Annotated in this window: 11 protein-coding genes; 5 read left to right on the top strand and 6 right to left on the bottom strand. The window is 73.5% G+C overall.

Going from position 1 to position 16,901, the window contains the following annotated elements; translation table 11 throughout:
- Positions 1 to 42 precede the first annotated feature (42 nt).
- The 4 genes from H7827_RS06640 to glgX form a co-directional block, all read right to left on the bottom strand.
- The gene (locus H7827_RS06640; RefSeq protein ID WP_432743381.1) at positions 43 to 2,148 is read right to left on the bottom strand and encodes a TOMM precursor leader peptide-binding protein; all 2,106 of its coding nucleotides are present in this window, start codon (positions 2,146 to 2,148) and stop codon (positions 43 to 45) included.
- A 7-nt stretch (positions 2,149 to 2,155) separates the two neighbouring features.
- Positions 2,156 to 3,979 carry a BTAD domain-containing putative transcriptional regulator gene (locus H7827_RS06645; protein ID WP_432747946.1) on the bottom strand — a complete coding sequence of 608 codons (1,824 nt, stop codon included), beginning with the start codon at positions 3,977 to 3,979 and terminating at the stop codon, positions 2,156 to 2,158.
- A 163-nt stretch (positions 3,980 to 4,142) separates the two neighbouring features.
- The gene (locus tag H7827_RS06650) at positions 4,143 to 4,736 is read right to left on the bottom strand and encodes an ADP-ribosyltransferase (RefSeq protein ID WP_432743383.1); all 594 of its coding nucleotides are present in this window, start codon (positions 4,734 to 4,736) and stop codon (positions 4,143 to 4,145) included.
- Positions 4,737 to 4,778: 42 nt separating this feature from the next.
- The gene (glgX, locus tag H7827_RS06655) at positions 4,779 to 6,998 is read right to left on the bottom strand and encodes a glycogen debranching protein GlgX (RefSeq protein ID WP_432743385.1); all 2,220 of its coding nucleotides are present in this window, start codon (positions 6,996 to 6,998) and stop codon (positions 4,779 to 4,781) included.
- 273 nt (positions 6,999 to 7,271) lie between these two features.
- On the opposite strand from glgX, the gene H7827_RS06660 reads away from it, so the two are divergent.
- From H7827_RS06660 to H7827_RS06670, 3 genes are all read left to right on the top strand, one after another.
- Positions 7,272 to 8,483, top strand: a complete 1,212-nt coding sequence (locus tag H7827_RS06660) for a L,D-transpeptidase (RefSeq protein WP_432743387.1) — start codon at positions 7,272 to 7,274, stop codon at positions 8,481 to 8,483.
- Between the two features lie 82 nt (positions 8,484 to 8,565).
- Complete coding sequence (locus tag H7827_RS06665; RefSeq protein ID WP_432743389.1) at positions 8,566 to 9,342, top strand: enoyl-CoA hydratase/isomerase family protein; 777 nt, start codon at positions 8,566 to 8,568, stop codon at positions 9,340 to 9,342.
- Positions 9,343 to 9,547: 205 nt separating this feature from the next.
- Positions 9,548 to 10,021: an ATP-binding protein gene (locus H7827_RS06670; RefSeq protein WP_432743390.1), complete on the top strand. Its 474-nt coding sequence runs from the start codon at positions 9,548 to 9,550 to the stop codon at positions 10,019 to 10,021.
- Here H7827_RS06670 and H7827_RS06675 read toward each other — a convergent pair.
- Positions 10,008 to 10,328, bottom strand: coding sequence for a hypothetical protein (locus tag H7827_RS06675; RefSeq protein ID WP_030733718.1), 321 nt, complete (start codon positions 10,326 to 10,328; stop codon positions 10,008 to 10,010). The two genes, H7827_RS06670 and H7827_RS06675, sit on opposite strands and share 14 nt — an antisense overlap.
- Before the next feature lie 139 nt (positions 10,329 to 10,467).
- Here H7827_RS06675 and H7827_RS06680 point away from each other — a divergent pair, with 139 nt between their 5' ends.
- Positions 10,468 to 12,303 carry an ABC transporter ATP-binding protein gene (locus H7827_RS06680; protein ID WP_432743393.1) on the top strand — a complete coding sequence of 612 codons (1,836 nt, stop codon included), beginning with the start codon at positions 10,468 to 10,470 and terminating at the stop codon, positions 12,301 to 12,303.
- Positions 12,300 to 14,165: an ABC transporter ATP-binding protein gene (locus H7827_RS06685; RefSeq protein ID WP_432743395.1), complete on the top strand. Its 1,866-nt coding sequence runs from the start codon at positions 12,300 to 12,302 to the stop codon at positions 14,163 to 14,165. Before H7827_RS06680 ends, H7827_RS06685 begins: the two co-directional genes overlap by 4 nt.
- Before the next feature lie 101 nt (positions 14,166 to 14,266).
- Here the strand turns inward: H7827_RS06685 and glgP are convergent, their stop codons facing one another.
- Complete coding sequence (gene glgP, locus H7827_RS06690) at positions 14,267 to 16,813, bottom strand: alpha-glucan family phosphorylase (RefSeq protein ID WP_432743397.1); 2,547 nt, start codon at positions 16,811 to 16,813, stop codon at positions 14,267 to 14,269.
- Positions 16,814 to 16,901: the final 88 nt, after the last annotated feature.

Here is a 16,901-nt window from a genome sequence, read left to right on the forward strand (position 1 = left end):
GCCGCCTCCCGGATGCGGGCGGGCACGGCGCGTGCCGGGACGTCAGCGCTGGGCATCGGCGGTGGCCTCCGTCAGCAGGACGCGGGCGGTGTACAGGCCGCCGGAGCGCAGATCGGCGGGGGTGGTGTCGGTGTACAGCACGTCGCGGCCCGCCGCGCGCAGCCGGTCCAGGACGGCTTCGGGGGTGGTGTCGGGGGCCTGCGGGGCGGCGGCCTCCGTGGTGGTGAGGGTGCCGGGGGCCAGGTCGGGCAGCAGCGGGTCGCCGAGGTCGGCGCCGGGAAGCTGGGCCTGGCCGAGCAGGTCGCGCAGCGCGGTGACGGCGGCGGCGCGGCGGCCGGTGTCGGCCCCGGCGGCCCAGCGGCCGTCGGCGGCGCGGGCCAGGACCACATGGGCGCCGGAACGTTCCGCCTCGCCCAGGTCCAGGAGTTCCACCTCCAGGCCGAGCCGCCCGGCGGCGGTGTGCAGGAACGTCAGCTCCGGGTCGGTGTCCTCCCGCGCGAGCGGGCGGACCCGGGTGTTCCCGTGCACCGCCCGGACCAGCGCGTCCTGCGCCAGCGCGGACAGCAGCGCGTGCCCGGCCGCCTCGGCCGGCGTCTCCCCGGCGCCGGTGCCACCGCTGCCGGTGAGCCGGTGCCGGTCGCGGTTGTGCGGGCCGTACGGGCGCAGCGCGGCGGCGGGTACGGCCGCCCGCTCCTTGGTCAGCAGCGAGGTGACCGCGCTCCACGCCGCGACCTCACGGTCCGCACCGGCGAGCAGCGTCGGCAGCGTGCCGGGACCGCCGGGCAGCAGCGGCGCCGGGACGACCCGTTCCACGTACACGGCCGCCGCCGTGCGCAGCGCGCGCAGCCGGGCGCCCGCGAGGTGGTGCACGTCGAAGGCGGCGATGGTGCGGGGCCCGCCCGCCGGGCCCAGCGGCAGTTCCACCCGGGCCACCTTCAGCGGCAGCTGGGTCAGCGACTCGTCGTCGTAGCGGGCGAAGACCCCGGCGTGCGGGCGGACCAGCGCGGTGGCCAGGGCGTTGAGCCGGTCCACCAGTTCCTCGGCGTCCCGGGCGGATTCCACCGTCGCGGTGCGGGCCACGGTCAGGGCGTCGGGCAGGTCCTGCGGCGGTCCGTCCGCGGCGGGGGCGGTGGGCCCGCACAGCTGGCAGCGCGGGTGGGGGCGCAGCGGTTCGGCGACCACGTCCAGCGATTCCAGGTCCTGGACGAGGATCTGACCGTCCGTCTCGGCGGGCAGCGCGCCGGTCGCCGCGCGGAACACCTCGTAGCCGAGCAGGTTCCCGGTCATCGCCGCGACGGGGCCGGTCAGCGCTCCGTCACCGGGTGTGCCCGGCTCGGCCACCGCGCCGGCGGCGATCTCGCTCCACCGCTCGGCGGCGGCTCCCGCGTCAAGCGAGGCGCCCAGCCGCAGCAGCGCGCAGGAGACGCAGCCGCTGCCGCCGGCCGTCGCGCGCGGCCCGGTGATGACGCGCTTGCCGAAGGTCCACACCGGGATGACCCGTTGTCCCTCGGGCAGGCCCGCGGCGAGCAGCGCGTGGGTGCGGATCAGCGCGTCGTCGCCGGTCACCAGCACCACGTCGGCGCCGGCCGGGTCGGTGCCCTCCCGCACCTCGACCGGGAGGCCGGCGGCCTCCTGCCGGACCCGCCCGCCCACCCGCTCCGCGGTGACGGCGGCGGCGCCGTTCCTGATCAGGCTCAGCTGCGCCCACTGCGCGCTCTCGCCGGTGCCCAGCACCAGGACCCGGGTGGCGCGGAAGGCCGCGAAGCGGCGCCGCGCGTCGTCCGCGTAGTGGTCGACGTAGGCGATCTGCGCGGCGAACCGTTCCGCGATGTCCTCGGGCAGCACGTCCGCGTCGTCGGCGGCCGGTTCCTTCGCGTCGCGGGCGAAGTCACGTTCGTACAGCGAACCGACGAGCGAGGCGACCATCGCGCGCTGCTGCTCGCCCATGCCGGCGCAGATGTCGCGCAGCGGCGTCCCGCCGTCCAGGTGCGGCACGATCAGCGTGGCGAACCGGTACGCGGTGCGCCCGGCGAGATGGAAGCCGCCGTCGGCGTTGTGGAACAGCACCCCGCCCGGGGTCTGGGTGTACAGCACGTCGCGCCGGATGCGCGGGCGGGTGCCGGCGATGGTGTCGAACGCTGCGGCCATGCCTGTCTCACACCTTCTGGGGGTCTCGGTCGGGGTATCGGGTTCTGGCGTAGCCCCGCAGCAGTGGGTGCATGCGGTACGGGCCCGGTGGCCCGTCCTCCAGCAGGCCGGCGTCGGCCAGCCGCTCCAGGGCGGTCTCGGTCTCGGACGGGGTCAGGGGGGAGGTCCCGGCGGCGCCCACGGCGGTGGCCGCGTCGGCGGGGTGGAACCGGTCGCGGCCCAGCCGCCCCAGCGCGGCGAACACCGCGGGCAGCGGCGGTGCCAGCCGCTCCAGCGCGCCGTCCAGCACCCGGGGTACGGACAGCCGCGGGTCGTCGGGCAGGGCGAGGCGGGTGAGCGGGTCGCCGGTGAGCCAGCCCACCGCGTCGGCGATCCGCAGGGCGGGGCGGGTGAGCAGCCGGGCGGCGGCGATCCGCAGGGCGAGCGGGTGGCGCCCGCACAGCAGGGCGAGTTCGGCGGCGGCGCCGGGCTCGGCGGCGACCCGCTCGGTGCCGAGCGCGGCGCGCAGCAGGGCGTGCGCCTCGGCGGCGGTGAAGAGGTCCAGCCGGGTGACGCGCCCGCCGTGGGTGGCGACGAGGGCGGCGAGGCCGCGCCGGCTGGTGATGAGGGTGGCGGCGCCGCGCCGGGCCGACAGCAGCGGGCGGACGTGTCCGGGGTCCTCGACATCGTCGAGAACCAGGAGGGTACGGGGGTCGGCGTCGATCTGCTCCGGCACGTCACCGGCGCCGGGGGCGGCGCTCTCACCGCGGTCCGCCATGTCGATGACCCGGCAGCCGCCGGGGAAGTGATCGCGCACCAGGTCGGCGACGTGGCGGGCGAGCGCGGTCTTGCCGATGCCGGGGGCGCCGCACAGGAGTTCGGTGCCGGGCTGGGTGGTCAGCCGTGCCACCAAGGCGGCGACCTCGGTGGCCCGGCCGGTGAAGGAGGGCACCGGCGTCCAGGCGGGCGGCGCGGCGGCGCAGGCGGAGGGGGACGGGTCCGGGGGCGGGCTCGGGGCGAGGAGCACGGCCGGTGCGGCCGGTGCGGGCAGCGCCGCCGGGAGCGGGGCGGGCGGCAGCGCCGGGGTGTGTTCGCTCTCCGGTGCGGGCCCCAGGCTCTCCCCGCGCAGGATGGCCAGTTCCAGCTTCTGGAGGGCGGGCGAGGGGTCCACGCCCAGCTCGTCACGGAGGTACTCCTTGAACCCCCGGTACTCGCTCAGCGCCTCCGACTGCCGCCCGGTGCGGTACAGCGCCTCGATCAACTGCTCGCGGAACCGCCCGTGGCTGGGGTGGGCGCGGGTGGCGCTCCACAGTTCGACCAGCGCGGCACCGCAGTTCCCGAGCGCCAGCTCCAGGTCGCAGACCCGCTCCACGGTGCGCAGCCGTTCCTCCACCAGGCGCGGCACCTCGTCGCGGTGCATGGTCTCCGAGCGCACGTTCGCCAGCAGGGAGCCCTGCCACAGCGTCAGCGCGTGCCGCAGTGTGGTGAGTTCGGCGGCCGGGTCGTCGGCGAGCGCGGTGCCGTGGCGGACCCGGGCGCGGAACTCGATGAGATCCAGGGTGCGTTCGTCGGCGGTGATCCGGTAGCCGCCGGGGGCCGCCTCGATGGGGGTGTCCAGCACGTGCTGGCGTTCGAAGAGCCGGCGCAGCCGCAGCACGCAGGTCTGGAGGGCGGCCTTGGCGGTGGCGGGCTGTTCGTCGCCCCAGATCATCTGCTGGAGGTAGCCGGCCGAGACGATGCTGTTGGACCGCAGCAGCAGCGCGGCCAGCAGGTTCGTCGGCTTGGAGGGCCCCAGGACGACGGTGTCGGTGCCGTCGGTCATGCTCAGCGGGCCGAGGAGCTGGAACCGCACGGCCACCGCGTCCCCCTCCCCGTCCGTTCGCCCCGCCCGCCCGTCGGGGCGTCGTGTTCGGTGCTCCGAACGGTACGGACGGGGCGGTGGGCCCGGGGAGGGGCGGCGGCGTCAGCATCTTGCAGGTGTGCCGCTCAGGTTGCTGTCAGAAGTGGCACAGCGGTCAGTTCCGCCAGGGGTCGTAGTACGGGTTGTCGACGCACTGCGCCATGATCTCGGCGTGGGTGGTCCGGTCGATCGGACAGGCGCCGGCGATGAAGGCGCGGTCGATGCCGCCGGGGAAGGCGACCTCCACCTGGCCGGCGTACTTGTGGTCGTCGCCGATGGTCATGTTGACGTCGATGCCGCCCGGCGCGTCGATGTAGTAGTTGTAGAGCGTCCTGCGGAAGTCCTTGTACAGGTCGTGGTCGTAGGTCGCGCTGACGAACGGCGAGTGCTGGTTCTCCAGCACGTACGCCTCCAGGTCGTACTGCCCGTCGACCGTGTCCCAGGGCAGGAAGCCCTCCTCGAAGATGACCTCGGGGGCGCGGCCCTCGGCGCGGTACAGCTGGCGGCAGTTGTCGCGGTAGACGGGGTCGGGGGTGATCCGGTCCAGGTCGACGTCCGTGACGGCGGCGGCGTACAGCCTGTCCTCGACGACCGGGCAGACCACGGCGGTGGCGGTGGTCGTGCCGGTGACGGCGCCGGCCGAGGTGAACAGCAGGGCGAGGGGGAGCGCAACAGCCGCGGCGCGGCGGGTGATTCGCTTGAGCAACATGCCGCACACCCTGCTGCCCGGTGACCGCCGCGCCGCGCAACATCACCCGATCGGGGGCGTGTCGGCGCCGGGGGGCAGGGCGCGCAGCAGCAGGACCGAGTGGGCCGGCAGCAGCAGTTCGCCCCCGCCGTCGTGGTGGCTGCCGGGCGGGGCGCTCTGTTCCTCCCGCGAGGTGTCGACGAGCAGTTCGTACCCGGTGGCCCAGGGCGGCCCCGGCAGCGGGAAGCGGGCGGGCTCGGCCCCGGCGTGCAGCAGCACCAGGAAGCTGTCGTCGGTCACCGGGCGGCCCCGCTCGTCGCGTTGCGGGATGTCGCGTCCGGACAGGAACATGCCCAGGGTCTTGCTGGGCCGGTGCCAGTCCTCCTCGGTCATCTCCTCCCCGCTCGCGGTGAACCAGCCCAGGTCGCGCATGCCGCCCGGCCCGTGCCGCCGCCCGGAGAAGAAGGCCCGGCGGCGCAGCACCGGATGGGTGCGGCGCAGCGCGATCAGCCGCCGGGTGAGGTCGAGCAGCGGGCGCCAGGCGGGGTCGCGGGAGGCGCTCCAGTCGATCCAGCCCAGTTCGTTGTCCTGGCAGTAGGCGTTGTTGTTGCCGCGCTGGGTGCGGCCCATCTCGTCGCCCGCCACCAGCATCGGCACGCCCGTGGACAGCAGCACGGTGCTGAGCAGATTGCGCAGCTGGCGGCGGCGCAGCGCGGTGATCTCCTTGTCCTCGGTCTCGCCCTCCGCCCCGCAGTTCCAGGACCGGTTGTCGTCGGTTCCGTCGCGGTTGTCCTCGCCGTTGGCCTCGTTGTGCTTGCGGTCGTAGGAGACGAGGTCGCGCAGGGTGAAGCCGTCGTGGGCGGTGACGAAGTTGACGGAGGCGTACGGGTGCCGGCCGCCCCAGGCGTACAGGTCGCTGGATCCCGCCAGCCGGGAGCCGAGGTCGCGCACGTCGGGCAGCGCGCCGCGCCAGTAGTCGCGCACGGTGTCGCGGTAGCGGTCGTTCCACTCGGTCCACAGCGGGGGGAAGGCGCCGACCTGGTAGCCGCCGCTGCCGATGTCCCAGGGTTCGGCGATGAGTTTGACGCGGCGCAGCACGGGGTCCTGGGCGATGACGGCGAGGAACGGGGAGAGCATGTCCACGTCGTGCATGGAGCGGGCGAGGGCGGCGGCGAGGTCGAAGCGGAACCCGTCGACGCCCATCTCCTGCACCCAGTAGCGCAGGGAGTCGGTGATCAGCCGCAGGACCTGGGGCTGGACGACGTGCAGGGTGTTGCCGCAGCCGGTGTAGTCGGCGTAGTGGCGGGGGTTGTCGGCGAGCCGGTAGTAGCCGGGGTTGGCGATGCCGCGCAGGGAGAGGGTGGGGCCGCGTTCGTCGGCCTCGGCGGTGTGGTTGTAGACGACGTCGAGGATGACCTCGATGCCGGCGGCGTGCAGGGCGGCGACCATGTCGCGGAATTCGCCGACCTGCTGGCCGCGGGTGCCGGTGGCGGCGTATCCGGCGTGCGGGGCGAAGTAGCCGATGGAGTTGTAGCCCCAGTGGTCGCGCAGGCCGCGGCGCAGCAGGTGGTCCTCGTGGGCGAACTGGTGGACGGGCAGCAGTTCGACGGCGGTGATGCCGAGCGAGGTGAGGTGTTCGAGGGCCGCGGGGTGGGCGAGCCCGGCGTAGGTGCCGCGCAGGTGCGGGGGGACGCCGGGGTGGCGCATGGTGAAGCCGCGCACGTGGAGCTCGTAGATGACGGAGTCGGCCCAGGGGGTCTTGGGGCGGCGGTCCTCGGCCCAGGGGTCGGTCCACGGTGTCTCGCGGTCGTCGGTGACCACGCCCTTGGGGACGTACGGGGCGGAGTCGCGGTCATCGCGCACGGTGTCGGCGGCGTCCTGGCGGGGCCAGTCGCGGACGTGGCCGTAGACCTCGGGGGGCAGTGCGGCGAATTCGCCGTCGATGGCGCGGGCGTACGGGTCCAGGAGCAGCTTGGCGGGGTTCCAGCGGGCGCCGGCGGCCGGGTCCCAGGGGCCGTGCACGCGGTAGCCGTACCGGGTGCCTGGCGCTACCCCGGGGAGGAAGCCGTGCCAGATCTCGTGGGTTACCTCTTCCAGGGGATGGCGGGTCTCGCGGTCGGTGTCGTCGAAGAGGCAGACCTCGACGCCCTCGGCGCCGCCCGCCCACAGGGCGAAGTTGGTGCCCTGGGTGCCGCCGGGCCCGGTGTGGAAGCGGGCGCCGAGGGGCTGGGGTCGTCCGGGCCAGATCTCGGTGCGCCGTCCGTCCTGGGGTGTCAGGGACACGTCCGGCCTCCTGAAGTCGCGTGGTATTGCTGTGTGCTGACGGTGTCCGGTGCCACGGGGAGCCCTCGCACACAGACCCCCCTTTGCCCGGATTAGGGCATTTTGCCATGGCGCTCGGCAGGACTGTTGACATCGGGGCGCCGAACTGCGACGGAACGGTGACAATCCACGGCGGTTCCCCTCTGCACAGTGTGATTACCTGGCTGGAGAGGGGATTTCCATCGGGCTGGGCGTCCCCGGGGTGTGTGGGTTTGAGTGAGGGAGAACGCAAGCATGGTGCGTAGGCGGCCGGGCGGCAGATTCGCTTCCAGCGGGGTCGCGGCGCTACTCGGAGTGGTGCTGCTGGCGGTGTCGGCGTGCAGCGGAAGCAGCGCGGCCGACGACAAGACCGGTGAGGACGGCAAGGGCGGTGACCCCGGGAACGCGATATCCCTGACCATCACCCCCGAGGACGGCGCCGCGGACGTGGCGACCACCGGTGAGATCGCGGTGGCCGTCGACCACGGCACGCTCACCGCGGTCAGCGTCACCGACGCCGAGGGCACCGAGGTCCAGGGCGAGCTGATGGACGACAACTCCGGCTGGCAGGCGCAGGACCACCTCGCCAACGACACGGCGTACACGGTGACCGCCACCGCCGAGGACAAGGACGGCGCCAGCGCGACCGAGACCTCCACCTTCACCACCGTGGCGGCCGGCACCACCTTCTCCACCTCCTGGACGGTCGTCGAGGGTTCCGAGTACGGCGTCGGCATGATCCTGTCGGTCACCTTCGACTCGCCGATCGAGAACACCTCCGCGGTCGCCGACGCCATCCGCATCACCACCGAGCCGGCCGTCGAGGTCGAGCCGCACTGGTTCGGCAGCCACCGGGTGGACTTCCGTCCCCAGGAGTACTGGGAGCCGGGCACCGAGGTCGGCGTGGAGTTCCGGCTGCGCGGCGTCGAGGGCTCGCAGGGCGTGTACGGCACCGCCAGCCAGGACGTGAACTTCACCATCGGCCGCAGCCAGATCACCACCGTCGACGACGCCAAGCTGACCATGGACGTCGTGCGCGACGGCGAGAAGGTGAAGACCTTCGACGTCACCACCGGGGCGCCCGGCATGACGACCTGGAACGGCAAGATGGTCATCTCCGAGAAGTACAAGGAGACCCGGATGGACGGCGCCACCGTCGGCTTCGACGGTGACTACGACATCCCGGACGTGCCGCACGCCATGCGGCTGAGCCAGTCCGGCACCTTCATCCACGGCAACTACTGGGGCGGCGACATCTTCGGCAACGGCCGCGCCAGCCACGGCTGCATCGGCCTGCGCGACACCCAGGGCGCCGGTGACCCCTCCACCGACGGCGCGTGGTTCTACGACAACTCGCTGGTCGGCGACGTGGTCGAGGTCATCAACTCCAACGACGACATCCTCGCCCCGGACAACGGCCTCAGCGGCTGGAACATGGACTGGAGCGAGTGGGGCGCGGGCCAGTAACCCGCACTGCTCCCCCGCGTGGGCCCCGGCCGGTCAGGCCGGGGCCCACGCGCGTTGTGTCCCAGCCCTTACTGTGGCGGGCATGACAGTGGACACCGCACACCTCGAAGTCACGGACGGCGTCGGCACGGTACGGCTGAACAGGCCGCCGCTGAACGCCCTGGACAGCGCCCTGCAGGACCGGCTGCGGGAGCTGGCCGGCGAGATCACCGGGCGCGAGGACATCCGCGCGGTGGTGATCTGGGGTGGCGAGAAGGCCTTCGCGGCGGGCGCCGACATCAAGGAGATGCGCGCCATGGACCACGCCGCGATGGTGGACCGCGCCCGCGGCCTCCAGGAGGCGTTCACCGCGGTGGCCCGCATCCCCAAGCCGGTGGTGGCGGCCGTCACCGGGTACGCGCTGGGCGGCGGCTGCGAACTGGCCCTGTGCGCCGATGTCCGGTTCGCCGCCGAGGACGCCAGGCTCGGACAGCCGGAGATTCTGCTCGGGCTGATCCCCGGCGCCGGCGGCACCCAGCGGCTGTCCCGGCTGATCGGCCCCTCCCGCGCCAAGGACCTGATCTTCACCGGCCGCCAGGTGAAGGCTGCCGAGGCGCTCGCCCTGGGCCTGGTGGACCGGGTGCTGCCCGCCGACGAGGTGTACCGGGAGGCCCACGCCTGGGCGGCCCGGCTCGCGAAGGGCCCCGCGATCGCCCTGCGCGCCGCAAAGGAAGCCGTGGACGGCGGCCTCGACAGCGGGATCGACGCCGGCCTCGCCCTGGAACGCACCTGGTTCGCAAGTCTGTTCGCCACCGCGGACCGTACCGAGGGCTTCCGCAGCTTCATCGAGGAAGGTCCTGGCAAGGCCAGCTTCGGCTGATCCGGCCCGGGCCGGGCAACCGTGCCCTCGCGCCGCCGGAACACCGGGTCCGGCGGCAAACCCCGACCGCCCCGGTCATCACACCTGGTGGGGCCTCATCTGCTGTTGGCATATGTGCGAAGTCACCGCTGGATCAGTCACCCCACCAGGGACACTTACCCCGGAACCCCCCACGCGCCCGGCATATGCGCGTCATGATGGGCCCATGGCAGCGACGGCGGACACCCCGATGCGGGACGTCATGGGCATGAGCGGACCGAGCGGAGCGGCGGCGGACATGACCTCCGACCCGTCGGCCGGCGAGGTACGGCTGCCCGCCCGCCCCGAATCGGCGGCACTCGTGCGCCGGCTGACCCGCGACCTGCTGCGGGACCGCTGGCTGTTGTCGCGGCAGCTCACCGAGGACGCCGTGCAGCTGGCCGCCGAGCTGGCCGCCAACGCCGTCCAGCACGCCGGGGCGCACAGCTTCGGGCTGCTGGTACGGCGCCGGCGCGGCTGGATCCGGGTGGAGATCCGCGACCCCTCGCGGGCGCTGCCCTGCCTGCTGCCCCCCGGCCGCGAGCTGGACCTCAACGGCCGCGGGCTGTTCCTGGTCGACGCCCTGGCCGACCGCTGGGGCGTGGACCTGTTGCCACGCGGCAAGTCGACCTGGTTCGAGCTGCGCCTCAGCGGCCGTTAGGCACGGCACCCGCCCGCCGTCTGGTGCCCGCCCGGCGGCGGCGGTCGTTGCACAGCAGGCACTTCCCCCAGCCCGCCGGCAGCGGATCCTCCCGGTCCCCGTACAGCGGATCCACCGCCCCGCGCGGATGCTCACGGCAGCCCGTCTCCCCCGGCCCGTCGCTCAGCGACTGCGCCGCCACCAGCGCCCGGCGCAGCGCGTCGACCAGCACCTCGGCCTGCTCCCCCGCCGGGCTCTCCTGGTCGAAGGCGACGTCGTACGCGGTACGCAGCGCGGCCTGGAGCTCACGCACTTCGGTTCGACTCATGCCCGCCACCGTAACGGCCCCCACCGACAGGCGCCGCCCCCGCCCGGCGCGGGACGATGACCGCGACGGCCTCCGTCCCCGGTCGTAGGACCAAAAACCCGCTGGGAAGTGTCAGTGGCTAAACGTAGGCTCGGTGATGATGTCTGCCACAGCCCCCGCCCCAGCCGCCCCTGCCGCCAAGCGCTCCGTCGTCCGTTCCCTGCTGCGGCTGTGGCCCTATGTGCGGCCGGTGCGGGTGCGGGTCTTCGGCGCGGCGGCCGTCGCCATCGCGGCGGCCACCCTGGGGCTGACCATGCCGCTGATCCTCAAGTGGATCGTGGACGGCCCGGTCGCCGACGGGGACACCACCGGGGTGTGGCTGGGCGGCACCGTCCTGCTGGTGGTGGGCCTGATCGAGGCGCTGCTGTTCGGGCTGCGGCGGTGGCTGGTGGCCCGCCCGCTCACCCGGGTGGAGGCCGCGCTGCGCGCCGACCTCTACCAGCACGTCCAGCGGCTGCCGGTGTCCTTCCACGACCGGTGGGCGACCGGGCAGCTGCTCTCCCGGGGCACCGGAGACCTCCAGCTGCTGCGCATGTGGCTCGCCTTCGGGCTCACCTTCCTGATCGTCAACACCGCCACCATCGTCATCGGCTGCGTGATCCTGCTCTCCCAGCAGTGGACGCTCGGCCTCGTCCTGATGGCCCCCGTGCCGGTGCTGATCATCCTGTGCATGGTCTTCGAGACCAAGTACTCGGTGGTGGCCCGCCGCGCCCAGGACCAGATGGGCGACCTCACCACCCTGGTGGAGGAGTCGATCCTCGGTATCCGGGTCATCAAGGGCTTCGGTAGGCACCGCAGCCAGGCGCAGGCGTTCCAGGCGCTCTCCCAGCGGCTGGTGGACACCGAGATCCGCAAGGCCAAGCTGCTGGCCTGGATCTGGACGTTCATCATGACGCTGCCCGAGCTGTTCATGGGCGCCATCCTGATCATCGGGGTGCTCCAGGTCGCCGACGGCGGGCTGACCGCCGGCACCCTGGTGGCGTTCATGGCCACCGCGATGGCGCTGCGCTGGCCGGTGGAGTCGATCGGCTTCCTGCTGGCCATGACCAATGACACGGCGGCCGCCACGGACCGGTTCTTCGAGGTGATGGACGTCGAGGTGCCGCCGGAGCGGGCCCGCGAGCCGCAGGGGGACGGGGGCGCGGGGACGGACGAGGGCATCCGCTTCGAGCGGGTCGTCTTCCGCTTCCCCGACGCCCCGCCCGACGCCCCGGCCGTGCTGGACGGCATCGACCTGCACATCCGCCCCGGCGAGACCATGGCGCTGGTCGGCGGCACAGGCAGCGGCAAGACCGCGCTGACCGCGCTGGTTCCCCGGCTGCACGAGGTCACCTCGGGACGGATCACCCTGGACGGCACGGACGTGGCCACCCTGCCGCTGCGCGAGGTGCGCGAGCGGGTCGCGGTCGCCTTCGAGGAGCCGACTCTGTTCTCCGCCTCCGTCCGGGAGAACATCCTGATGGGCTCGCCCGACGAGGGCGGCGGCACACCCGACGCCGCGCTGGAGCGGGCGCTGGGCATCAGCCAGGCCGGCGGCTTCGTCGGCGCGCTCCCGCACGGTGCCGACACCGAGGTCGGTGAGCAGGGCCTGAGCCTGTCCGGCGGCCAGCGGCAGCGGCTCGCACTGGCCCGCGCGGTGGTCGGTCGGCCCCGCTTCCTGGTGCTGGACGACCCGCTGTCCGCCCTCGACGTGCACACCGAGGCCAAGGTGGAGGCGGCGCTGCGCGAGGTGCTGGCCACCACCACCGCGCTGGTCGTCGCCCACCGCCCCTCCACCGTGCAGCTGGCCGACCGGGTCGCGCTGCTGTCCGGCGGCCGGATCACCGCCGTGGGCACCCATACCGAACTGCTGCGCGACAACGCCGAATACCGGCTGCTGATGACCGGCACGGCCCACAGCGGACCGTCCGAGCCCGAAGAGGTCACCGTCCGATGAGCACCACCACCGCCACCACCACCGAGGAGAGCGCAGGCGGTCTGCGGCGGACACCGCCGCCGGCCGCCCCCGACCCCATCGCCCAGGACCGGCTCCCCGCGCCCCGCAGCGCGCCGCGCGAGCTGCTGTTCTCGCTGCTGCGTCCGCACAAGGTGCGGGTGGCGCTGGCCGCGATCGTGCTGCTCGCCCAGCAGGCGGCAGTGCAGGGCACGCCGCTGCTGGTCGCCTACGCCATCGACCGGGGCGTTCCGGCCGTCCGCGACAACGACAACTACGGCCCGCTGATCGCGGTGGCCCTCGCGTACCTGCTGTGCGCGGTGGGCGGCGGTGCCCTCCAGCACATCTTCATCCGGATGGCGGCCCGGATCAGCCAGCGCGTCCTGCTGGATCTGCGCGGCCGGATCTACCGGCACGCGCAGGCGCTCAGCCTGGACTTCCACGACCGCTACACCTCGGGCCGCCTCATCTCCCGCGCCACCACCGATGTGCAGTCGCTGCGCGAACTCCTGGACGAAGGACTCCAGGAAATGCTGATGGTGCTGGTGTCCGTGGTGTACATCGGCGCGCTGCTGTTCTATCTGGACCTGGGTCTGGGCGGGGCGGCGCTGCTGTCGTTCATCCCGCTGCTGTTCCTGGTGCAGAACTACCGGCGGCGTTCGGCCGAGCGGTTCAGCCGCCGCTCCACCGCGATCGCCAAGGTGATCGTGAAGTTCTCCGAGACCCTGAACGGCATCCGGCCGGTGAAGGCGTTCCGCCGCGAGTCCGTGAACGACGCCGGTTTCGCGGTGCTGAACCGGCAGCACGAGCGGGTGAACGGGGACACCATCCTGGAGATGGCGCGCTTCGTCCTGCTGTCGCGGATGATCGCGGCCACCGGGGTGGCGGCGATCGTGATGTGGGGCGCGTACCGGGTGGCGTCGGGCGACATGGAGCTGGGCGCGCTGGCGGCCGGAGCGCTGTACATCCGGCGGCTGTACGACCCGATCGACCGGTTCGCGATGATCCTGAACAACTACCAGTCGGCGACGGCCTCGCTGGAGAAGATCGCCGGACTGCTGCACCAGCGCCCGGACGTGCCGGAGCCCGAGGCGCCGCGTACGCCCGCGGAGCGCCCGGCCGGACAGCCGGGGCGCGAGGTCGTCTTCGAAAGCGTCCGGTTCGCGTACCGCACGGGCGGCGAGGTGCTGCCCACCTTCGAGCTGACCCTGCCCGCCGGGCAGACCACGGCGCTGGTGGGGACCACCGGGGCCGGCAAGTCGACGCTGGCCAAGCTGCTGGCGCGGTTCTACGACCCGACCGAGGGCCGGGTGCTGCTGGACGGTACGGACCTGCGCGATCTGACCCTCGCCGAGCTGCGGCGCGGGGTGGTGATGGTGACGCAGGAGGCGTTCCTGTTCTCCGGCACCGTCGCGGAGAACATCGCCATCGGCAAGCCGGATGCCGACCGCGAGGAGATCGAGCGGGCCGCGAAGGCGATCGGCGCGCACGACTTCATCACGGCCCTGCCGGACGGCTACGACACGGATGTCCGCAAGCGGGGCGGCCGGATCTCGGCCGGGCAGCGGCAGCTGGTGGCCTTCGCGCGGGTGCTGCTGGCCGACCCGTCGGTGGTGATCCTGGACGAGGCGACCTCCTCGCTGGACATCCCGGGCGAAAAGGCGGTGCAGGACGCCATGGAGACGGTGCTGCGCGGCCGTACGGCGGTGGTGATCGCGCACCGGCTGTCGACGGTGGAGATCGCGGACCGGGTCCTGGTGATGGAGGGTGGCCGCATCGTGGAGGACGGCAAGCCGGCCGATCTGATCGCGGGCACCGGCCGTTTCGCGGACCTGCACCGGGCCTGGCGGGACAGCCTGGCCTGAGCGGCGGGCCCAGACCGTGAGGACGACGGGACCGGGGCGCGAGCGACACCGCTCGCGCCCCGGTCCTTCGCACGGTCCCGTGACCCCGGGCCCGGGAAGGGCTACCGCAGCAGGATGCCCGTCTCCTCCGTGGCCAGCTCGCCGGCCGGGAGGGCGACAAGGCCCAGTTCGGCGGCGCCGGCCAGCAGGGGGTGGCTGGGCAGCACCCGCACCGTGTAGCCGAAGGGCCCCGGGTGGCGCAGCGGCAGGTCGGCCGTGTAGGTCCAGTGGCCCTCCAGGTCGGGGCCGCCGTCCGGCTTCAGGGTGACGGGCTCGGCGTTCAGCAGCTGATCGCTCTCGTCCACCGTGCCGGTGATCGCCTGGACCTCCACCTCGGCCGGCTCCAGCTCGCCGAGCAGGATGCCGGCCCGCAGCGGCAGCCCGCCGCCCAGGACCGGCGGTTCCTCCCCGGTCTCCACGTGCCCCACGGCCACGTTGGGCCACTCCCGCTGCACGCGTGCGGCGTAGGCCGCCAGGTCCGCGGCGGCCGCCGCGTCCATCGCGCGGTGGGCGCGGGCGGCCGGCGCGTACAGCCCGGTCACGTACTCGCGCACCATCCGCTCCGCCAGCACCTTGGGCCCCAGCCGCCCCAGGGTGGCCCGGACCATCTCCAGCCAGCGGCCCCGCCCGCGCGCGTAGAAGCACGGGGCGACCTGCTCCTCCAGCAGCCGGTACAGGGCCGCCGCCTCCACGGCGTCCCGCCGCTCGGGATCACCGCCGCTCAGGCCGTCCGCCGTGGGGATCTCCCAGCCGAAGTCCGGGTCGCACCACTCGTCCCACCAGCCGTCGCGCACCGACAGGTTGAGGCCGCCGTTGAGCGCGGACTTCATGCCCGAGGTGCCGCATGCCTCCAGCGGGCGCAGCGGGTTGTTCAGCCAGACGTCGCAGCCCGCGTACAGGCCGCGTGCCATGGCCATGCCGTAGTCGGGGAGGTAGACGATCCGGTGGCGCACCTCGGGGTCGTCCGAGAAGCGCACCAGTTCCTGGATGAGCCGCTTGCCGCCCTCGTCCGCCGGGTGCGCCTTGCCGGCGACCACCACCTGGATGGGGCGTTCGGGGTCCAGCAGCAGCGCCTTGAAGCGCGCGGGGTCGCGCAGCATGAGCGTGAGCCGCTTGTACGAGGGGACGCGCCGTGCGAAGCCGAGCGTCAGCACGTCCGGGTCCAGCACGTCCTCGATCCAGCCCAGCTCCGACTCGCCCGCCCCGCGCTGCCGCCAGGAGTCGCGCAGCCTGGCCCGTACCTCGTGCACGAGTGTCTCGCGCAGTCCGCGCCGCACCTCCCACAGTTCGGCGTCGGTCAGCCGGGCGGGGTCCTCGATGCGGGTGAGCGCGTCGGCGGTCCAGGTGGGGGCGTGCACGCCGTTGGTGACCGTGGTGATCGGCACCTCGTCGGGGTCGAAGCCCGGCCACAGAGCGGCGAACATGTCCCTGGCCACCGCGCCGTGCAGGGTGGAGACGCCGTTGGCGCGCTGCGCCGTACGCAGTCCGAGCACGGCCATGTTGAACTGCGCCTGGTGCCCGGGTTCCGGGGCGTGAGGCTCGCGGCCCAGCGCCAGCAGCGCGCCGCTGTCCAGCGTGTCCAGTTCGCCGCCGGGCCCCAGGTGCCGGGCCACCAGTTCCTCGGGGAAGCGGTCGATGCCGGCCGGCACGGGGGTGTGGGTGGTGAAGACGGTGCCGGCCCGCACCATGCGGGCGGCGGCGTCGAAGCCGATGCCGAGCGCGTCCAGTTCACGGATGCGCTCGGGGCCCAGGAACCCGGCGTGGCCCTCGTTCATGTGGAAGACCTCGGGCTCGGGGTGCCCGGTGATCCGGCAGTAGGCGCGCAGCGCCCGCACGCCGCCGATGCCCAGCAGCATCTCCTGGAGCAGCCGGTGTTCGCTGCCGCCGCCGTACAGCCGGTCGGTGACGTCGCGTTCGGCGGGGGCGTTGCCGTCCACGGCGGAGTCCAGGAGCAGCAGCGGGACCCGGCCGACCTCGGCCTGCCACACCCGGGCGGCGAGGGTGCGTCCGCCGGGCAGCGCGAGGGTGACGCGCACGGGGGTGCCCTCGGCGCCGGTCAGTTCGGTGAGCGGGAGTTCGCGCGGGTCCAGCACCGGGTAGCGCTCGCACTGCCAGCCGTCGGCGTCCAGGGTCTGCCGGAAGTAGCCGTGCCGGTAGAGCAGGCCGACGCCGATGACGGGTGCGCCGAGGTCGCTGGCGGCCTTGAGGTGGTCGCCGGCCAGGATGCCGAGGCCGCCCGAGTACTGGGGCAGGGCGGCGGTGATGCCGAACTCGGGTGAGAAATAGGCGATGGAGCGGGGCAGTTCGCCCTCGGCCCGCTGGTACCAGCGGGGTTCGGTGAGGTAGTCGCGCAGGTCGCCGGCGGCGACCTCCAGGCGGCGTACGAAGCCCCGGTCGGCGGCGAGCGCGGCGAGCCGGTCGGCGGTGACGGTGGCCAGCAGCCGCACCGGGTCGGCGCCGGACCGCCGCCAGCCGTCCGGGTCCACGGATCTCAGCAGCTCACGGGTGTCGGGGTGCCAGGACCAGCGCAGATTGAACGCCAGTTCCCGCAGTGGTCGCAGCGGCTCGGGGAGGACGGCTGTCACGGAGAAACGACGGATGGCCTTCACAGCATCCGACGGTATCCGGGCACCGGGGGTGGTAGCGGTGGTTTCCGGCGCATGACGCAGGAAACCGTCACCAAACCACCCCCGGGGA

The sequence above is a fragment of the Streptomyces sp. JH002 genome, from assembly GCF_050916115.1.
Taxonomy (GTDB): domain Bacteria; phylum Actinomycetota; class Actinomycetes; order Streptomycetales; family Streptomycetaceae; genus Streptomyces; species Streptomyces xiamenensis.

Bases quoted from the DNA above. Each gene is read 5' to 3' on its own strand.
- H7827_RS06665 (WP_432743389.1), top strand. From the start codon at position 8,566: ATGACAGTGGACACCGCACACCTCGAAGTCACGGACGGCGTCGGCACG.
- H7827_RS06640 (WP_432743381.1), bottom strand. From the start codon at position 2,148: ATGGCCGCAGCGTTCGACACCATCGCCGGCACCCGCCCGCGCATCCGG.
- H7827_RS06675 (WP_030733718.1), bottom strand. From the start codon at position 10,328: ATGAGTCGAACCGAAGTGCGTGAGCTCCAGGCCGCGCTGCGTACCGCG.
- H7827_RS06685 (WP_432743395.1), top strand. From the start codon at position 12,300: ATGAGCACCACCACCGCCACCACCACCGAGGAGAGCGCAGGCGGTCTG.
- H7827_RS06680 (WP_432743393.1), top strand. From the start codon at position 10,468: ATGTCTGCCACAGCCCCCGCCCCAGCCGCCCCTGCCGCCAAGCGCTCC.
- H7827_RS06660 (WP_432743387.1), top strand. From the start codon at position 7,272: ATGGTGCGTAGGCGGCCGGGCGGCAGATTCGCTTCCAGCGGGGTCGCG.
- H7827_RS06650 (WP_432743383.1), bottom strand. From the start codon at position 4,736: ATGTTGCTCAAGCGAATCACCCGCCGCGCCGCGGCTGTTGCGCTCCCC.
- H7827_RS06670 (WP_432743390.1), top strand. From the start codon at position 9,548: ATGGCAGCGACGGCGGACACCCCGATGCGGGACGTCATGGGCATGAGC.